The sequence below is a fragment of the Mesorhizobium sp. M1406 genome (assembly GCF_040317555.1).
Lineage (GTDB): Bacteria > Pseudomonadota > Alphaproteobacteria > Rhizobiales > Rhizobiaceae > Mesorhizobium.
Genome location: NZ_JAMYKW010000124.1, coordinates 1 through 6,835, shown reverse-complemented (window position 1 = coordinate 6,835; position 6,835 = coordinate 1). Strand labels below are relative to the sequence as shown.

Sequence of the window (6,835 nt, the reverse complement as noted above, 5' to 3'; positions counted from 1 at the left end):
AACAAAATCGCGTGTCTCGCCGCAGCGTGACAGCCGTCCCGGCCAGCTATCGCTGCATCAATCCGCTGATAACTTTACAGTGCCCTTCGGAGATCCCATGCTTGGGAGCCAGGTCCAGCATGTCCGATCTATCCACATTACAAATGCAACCCGTTTCGACGTTGACGCTTCAAAATTTTGGATCTTCATTAAAGGACGCGCTCCAATCGGCGCATCCGATATTGAACGGAGGTCCATTTGCCGCTCGGAAAACTTACATCATCTCACTCGGGGCTCAGTCAAACTGGAAACAGCGTTCGGCTATCTCGTGAACTGAGTGCGCTTCTGGACATTATGCAGACGACTATGCACCGATGGATGATCCGATTCTGTTTCTGGAATCTCGTGAACGTCGGCTATAGCATTGCTAAGAGCTGTTAAGTCCCGAGATGAAAAACAAACGAAAAAATTGCAGCTGAGTATCCAGGTTTATTGAAGGATCGCTTACATGGCCGATGATGATATGTCCGACGTCGAGAATCCGGAGGTTTCTGCTGACGAAGTCGATGGTTCCGCGAGACGATTGTCAGCGCTTCGACTCAACGCAAATTGACGCTCCGACGCCGCCACGTATCAAGAACAACTACATAGTGTCGTTGGAGTTGAAAGGTTCATTCACGTCACTTGCTCAAACTCTGCAGAGGGCTGACTAACAACGGAAGATAAGGATAAAGCGCAGGATCTCCCAGCGAGCGTAACGGAAAGGCTTCTGTCGCGTCGGGGGGCGAGTCCGGCAGCACCAGCGAGCCGCAGCGGCCGCGAAGCAGTAGAGCTGGCCTCGACACGCGAACTGTGGCGAGCCTAGGTAGATGTTGATGTTGATCCTACCCTATCACAGGATTTCGAGTCACTTCTTCGGTCAAAGGAGCAGCCATGGCTACTGTGAAAGTCGATATCAATAACTTCCAGTCGGAAGTTCTGGAATCCGCGGCACCCGTCGTCGTCGATTTCTGGGCCGAATGGTGCGATCCCTGCAAGATGATTGCTCCGATCCTCGAGGAAATCTCCGTCGAGATGGAAGGCAAGATCAAGGTCGCCAAGCTCAACATCGATGAAAACCCGGAACTCGCCGCCCGATTGGGCGTGCGCTCCATTCCGACGCTCGCGATCTTCAAGGGCGGCGAAGTGGCCGATTTCTCGGTCGGCGCCAAACCGAAGACAGCTCTTTTGAACTGGATTTCGAGCCTGATCGATATCGCTCAATCTGTACCCCAATGAAAAGACCGTAGATTCGCCCCGTAAAGCGGTAGGGCTCACAGTGATTTATGGGCGTTTTGTACAGGGCTCAGCCCTTTGAGCTTCAGCCTGATGTCGGAGCGATCGAGTGGCGAAGAAGCTTTTCCTTGCGGCGTTGTCGAGGCAGTTGCCGTTGCGTGAATGCTGCGGCTTTCAAGCATGCCGTTGCAGGCTCGCGTGACCGCACTCAAACCAATGATGCCCTGTTGTTGACAGGCTTTAGGCGACGCGTTTTGCTGGATCGGAGAGGGAATATGGGCAGCACCGGAGAGCTGGTCGGACAAGCAGGGCGTCCTGATAGCGAAGGAGGCCCGCACCGCGTCTCCGACGCAATGTCGGACCAGCAGAAGACGCTCGAAGCGACGCTTGCCATCGCCGGCGCGGTGGTTGCCCGCGACGGCAATCTCGACGGATTTTCGGATCCAGAGTTGGCCGATTTGGTTAACAGCTTCAGCAGATGGCCGGACCAGCAGAAGACGCGTGAAGCGACGGTTGCCATCGCCGGCGCAGTGGTTGCCCGCGCCGGCAATCTCGACGGATTCTCGGATCAAGAATTGGCCAATCTGGTGAACGGCTTCGGCAAGTGGCCGGAAGAAGAAAAAGCACGCAAGGCGATCGTTGCCATCGCCGGCGAGCTCGGTTCCAAGGGCCGTCGCTTCAGTACTTTCAGCACGCCTGCGCTAGTCAGGATCGCCAACGGTCTGTCGCGGGGTATCGAGGGGGGAGAGATCGCCGGCGAGGTCGCCGAACCCGCCTTGCTGAAGGACCGGCTGCATCAGCTGGCGCACTACCTCCAATATGCCGAGGATCGGCTGCAGCAGGCCGATGTCCATGCTATCGCGAGTATATTCAAGGCGTTGGGCAAGGCGCAGTTGTTGGACGATCTCGGTGCGCTGGCACAGCCGGGGCTGGACAGGCTCGAGGTGTTACGTGCCGCTCCCGGGTTTGAGCTCGACAACAACCTCGAGACGATGGGCAATCTTTGCGCCTCCCTGCTGCCACTAGCTCGCAGCCCGAAGTCGGCGTTGCGCTGGCACCGCAGGTCGGCGCTGAACCTGCTCAACGCCATCCAGCCGGTGGTGGAACACAAGATCGATGCCCATCTCAAACCAGGCCAGGCCGAGCGCACCAGCGGCGCCAATGCAAGCCGCTGCCCGGCGCTTTCGATCTATCAGGTGCTCAAGACCCGGGCGGTGCTGGAGACGCTCTACCGGCGGTCCTATGTCGAGGGCGACGAGCTCGCCTTGCGGGCCAGGCAGGAAGAGCTGCACGGCAAAACCAGGCAAATCCTGGACAGTGCCCGTGCCCTCATCTACGCCGACCTTTCCTCCATGAGCTGGAGCGTGATCGCCGAGATCGAGGCGAAGGAGCCGCTCGAAGCGCTTGACACCTTCATGTCGCAGAACGCATCGATGATCCAGGCCCAGCATGCAGCCGCCAGCTTCGATGTCCATCGGGTCCTTCAGGCCATGGACCACGAGCCGAGACCGCCGCAAGGCGATGCCGGACTGATGCGGCTGCCGGTGGTCGACATGCAAGGCCGGCCGCTGGCCAGCGAAGCCGAGTTGCGCTATTCCATTTTCCACCGCTTGACCTCGGGCGCGGTGAAGGTGGTGGCGGTGCAGCTAAAGGGAACTCCGACTGGCGCCATGCTGACACGCACGTTCACCGTGGAGGGCGTGCCCTACCGCATGGACCTGTTCGGCGGCAGCAAACTGAAGCCGCCGCAAAAGAGCCTGAACCAGCTTGCCTCTCACCTGCCCTTCGCGGTCGCAGAGGCTCCAAGCGGCAAGCTTTTGGCGATCCCCTATGCCGAGACGGCTCCGGGTACGGCCTTTGAGCAGCTGTCGCGGGCCTGGGCGCCGTTCAAGGAAGCCTATTACTATACCCAGCGCCGCGGATTTGCCGCGCCGCCGGGCATCCCCGACGTTGGCCCGCATGATTATGCGCTGGAAGGGGGCTTCAAGCTGTCCCTTCTGCCCGACCGCCCCGCAGGCGCAGTGCATCCCTTCCGGTTCGAGGGGCGAGACGGCGAGATCGCCTTGCGGCCGCATGACGGCTGCGGCTTCATCAGGGCCTCACTGGCCGAGCGCATGCCGGCCATTGCCCGGGCTCGCCACGACGCTCCCGAGCGGATGCCTGCCTATGCCGATAAAAGGCTATCGGCGGTACCGCCCTCGGCGCTGCAACATTATCCGCGTAGCGTCGAGGTGGCACAGGAGACCCGCGAGAAGGCTCTGGCTTGGCTCGAAACCCATCCAAGCCTCACCGCCGAGGAGCTGTTCCGGACGGTCACGGGCGGGCATATCGAGGGTTCGAGCGCTATCGCCGTGCCGTCCAGCGACGAATGCCTGCATGTGCCGACGGGCAAGAGCAAGACCTTGACCCATGACGCTGGCGTGCTTGTCGGACGCTCCCCCTATGACAAGCCCAACCTGCGCCCGTTCGCCGCCGACCGGGTCAGGTCGGCGCGCGATGGCGATCGGACCGCGGCGTTCCTGGATCGGTGCGTGGCCTTCCAATACAGCTTCAACGTCGCGCACAGGTCGGGGGCTGGGCTTGCCGCCGACGATCCGACCTTCTTTGCCAAAGGCATCTTGATCGTTGTGCCCGACGAAATGTGGCCGGCGGACTTCGCCGAGCGCGGGGTGGTGATGTCTGCCGAGGACGTAAAGTGCCATTCGCGCTGGCTGGAGGAAAAGGACCGGGTCAAGGCCGACACCGCGCTCGAGTGCGTCGGCATCCTGCAGGCGACGGAGGTGTTCGCGCCCGGCTCTTTGGTTGCGGTTCCGAGCGCCGAACAAAAAATGCTCGACGGCGATTTTGACGGCGACTCCGTCGTCATCATCGGCGACCAGCCTCGCCTTTACGAGCATGTGCGCCAGTTCGACGCGCAGCTGCAGGCGCGCGGCATCGCCTCGATGAAGCCGCCGAAGTCGCACACGCCGGCCATTGAGAAAGGCGGCTACCAGTTCAGCCGGTCCAAGCAGATCCTGTCGGCCACCGGCCTGGTGCTGGAGACCTACAGCTGCCTGCAGCGCAACGTGCTGGCGCAGCCGCTGGAGGCGCAACGCTGGTTTGCCGAGCGTGCCATCTTCGGCACCTACGAGGGCATTCATCAAGAGCTCAAGGCCGACATCCGCGCACTGTTGCAGGAAGATCGGCCGGATGGCCAGACCCTCCATGAGCTCATCGCCAGGGCGAGGGAAGACAGCAAGGCTGCCAGGCATCCGGTGGCCTGCGAACTGGCCGCGTTGCTAGTGGCCGAGCTCCAGGACTGGAACCTGCAGCTCAAAAGCGAGCCGGATCATGAGCAGTCGGACGTCAAGCAGCAGTTAGCGCGATACGTGGGCTCAACCGGCGCGAAGCCTGCCGTCAGCGCCGACGCCGGCGCGCTCTTCCCGAAACTCAGCGAATCCTATCCGGCAACCGCTGACGCCAGGAAGCGCATCGACTTCCTGCTCAACCACTACCAGCCGCGCATTGATCCGCGGCCCGACGGCTACAACCCCGACGATCTGCATGAAAGCGCCATCAATCTGTTGAGCGTCGGCATCAAGGTCGGCACGGACGCCTACAAGTCCGATACCGGTGCGCGGGTGTTCATGCAAAAAACCGCCGAATTGGAGCGGCTCTTGGAGCAGAGGCCGGGCTTCAAGTCGGCCCCCTATGTCAAGGCGCAGGCGGCAAAGCTCCACCAGGGCCGGTTCGACGTCGATGGCAGCCTGGCGGATCTGAAGGACAACCCCACGCTAGCGGCCTCGGTCATGGAGGCCTCGATCAGACTCGCCGTCGAAAAGCGCATCCTGCCCAGCGCCTTAGCAATCTCGGCCGACCACGACCCCGCCAGCAGGATAACGCTGAGCAGCGAACAGGCCCTGGAGCGCGCCAGGCTCGAAGCCGCCCCCGCCGAAGCGCAAGAAAGCGCGATTACCGAAACTGTGCATGCGGTTGCCGAGCTTTTGCGGCAGGACGGCATCGAGGTGAAGGTGCCGCATCTTGACCAACGGTCGCGCGGGCAGGTCTGGATAGCCGACGAGTTGACCGGCCAGAGCGTGAGCGCGGCGCCGGAGGCCCAACTGGTCACCGATGCCGTGCGCCATGTCTTCGAAATCCCGGACGAGGCTTTTACGCGCGCCTTCAGGAAGGCGGCACTGGCCTTCGAGGAGCGGGACTGCAGCGAGGTCGAGACCACCAACTGGTTCATCATGGACAAGCCGCGGTTACGCGGCGTTCACACGGCGTTCAGAACCGCGCAGAACTATCGCTTCGAGGTCGAGTTCCATACGCCGGCCAGTTACCGGGCCGAGCTCGCGCAGCGCGCGCAGAGCGAATGCGAGCTGGTCCCCATTCCCCGTGGCGCCTTTGAGATATTACACTGGGGCTCGTCAGGAGAAAGCAGGTCGAGGGCGGCAGGGACCTTCAGGTCGCCCACCGTCGCAAGACAACAGATTGCGGTCGCTCGCTCGCCGCAAGCCGGCGAGATCCTCGCGGCCCTCGGTACGCGGCCGGTCGTGCTCGTCGGCATGCCGGCGAGCGGCAAGTCGACCATCGGCGCCCAGCTTGCCAAGGAGTTGGGGGTGGAGTTTGTCGACATCGATAAGCGTATCGTCGCCGAGCACGGCAATCTGATGGAGATGTTCGCCGACCCTGGCCGCGGCGAGGCGCACTTCAGGGACCTGGAGACCAAAGAGCTCGCGAAGCAGCTGGAGAGAGGGCCCATAGTCATCGCAACCGGCGGCGGCTGCTTTGGCAAGGAGTCCAATCAAGCCCTGATCCTTAATAAGGCGAGGTCGATCTGGCTCGACACCGAGCTGAAAGAACTCCGCAGGCGCCTCAAGATGGACACCAGCCGGCCGCTGCTGCAAGTAGCCGACATCGAGCAGAAGGTTGACCAGCTGTACGAAGAGCGCAGTCCGTTCTACCAAAAGGCCGATATCAGGTTGCCCCTCGTCCCACCCTTTCAAAAAGACAAGAAGGACGCCCGCATTTGCGTGAAGGAACTCTACGCTTTCCTGTGCAGCGACAGAGAAGCCCCTCTGCCCGCTGCCGAGATATCACATGTCTCCGGTGCTTCCGGCACCGCCATCAGCATGTCCCCAACAGCGCAGCGCATGCACGATGATCATCACAACGGCTACGATTGCGGGGCCGGCGTCGTGGAAACCATCCAGGCACCCGCGGCACCATTGAGTGAAGGGGAACGACCGCCGACCCTCGACACCCTCACCGCCGACCCGCAGCCTTTGCTGGCCGGCAATAACGCACGAGCGGATTTAGCATCTTGCACGAGAAGCAGAGAACGCTCAAGTCGAGGAGGATAAGCCCCTCACCAAACCTGCGAAAGAACCCTTGATTGTTGCCGCCTAAAGCTGCGGCCAGTCTCCCTCGTGCGTATCAGGCGCTCGACCATCGTATCCATATCCTTGCCAGCCTCGACGATATCAATCCAGTCCGGCGCAATATCTTCCGGCAGGGCACCGTAAAGTTAACCGACGGCTGATGAAGATGTGCGAACATGGGCCATGTCAGAAGTTGCTCGTGATCCGCTTTATCGTCG

At 61.4% G+C, this 6,835-nt stretch carries 3 protein-coding genes and 1 pseudogene; 3 read left to right on the top strand and 1 reads right to left on the bottom strand.

The genetic code is table 11. The features are described from left to right. Both NKH03_RS34010 and trxA read left to right on the top strand, forming a co-directional pair. Positions 1-316, top strand: a pseudogene (locus NKH03_RS34010) (hypothetical protein); the annotation flags it as partial. 596 nt (positions 317-912) lie between these two features. Further along, a complete protein-coding gene (gene trxA / locus NKH03_RS34005) occupies positions 913-1,257 on the top strand; it encodes a thioredoxin (protein WP_352699988.1) in 345 nt (114 codons plus the stop codon). A 35-nt stretch (positions 1,258-1,292) separates the two neighbouring features. On the opposite strand, the gene NKH03_RS35145 is transcribed toward trxA, so the two are convergent. Continuing rightward, the gene (locus NKH03_RS35145; protein WP_502911100.1) at positions 1,293-1,559 is read right to left on the bottom strand and encodes a hypothetical protein; all 267 of its coding nucleotides are present in this window, start codon (positions 1,557-1,559) and stop codon (positions 1,293-1,295) included. On the opposite strand from NKH03_RS35145, the gene NKH03_RS33995 reads away from it, so the two are divergent. Beyond that, positions 1,530-6,599, top strand: a complete 5,070-nt coding sequence (locus NKH03_RS33995; protein WP_352699990.1) for a shikimate kinase — start codon at positions 1,530-1,532, stop codon at positions 6,597-6,599. The two genes, NKH03_RS35145 and NKH03_RS33995, sit on opposite strands and share 30 nt — an antisense overlap. Positions 6,600-6,835: the final 236 nt, after the last annotated feature.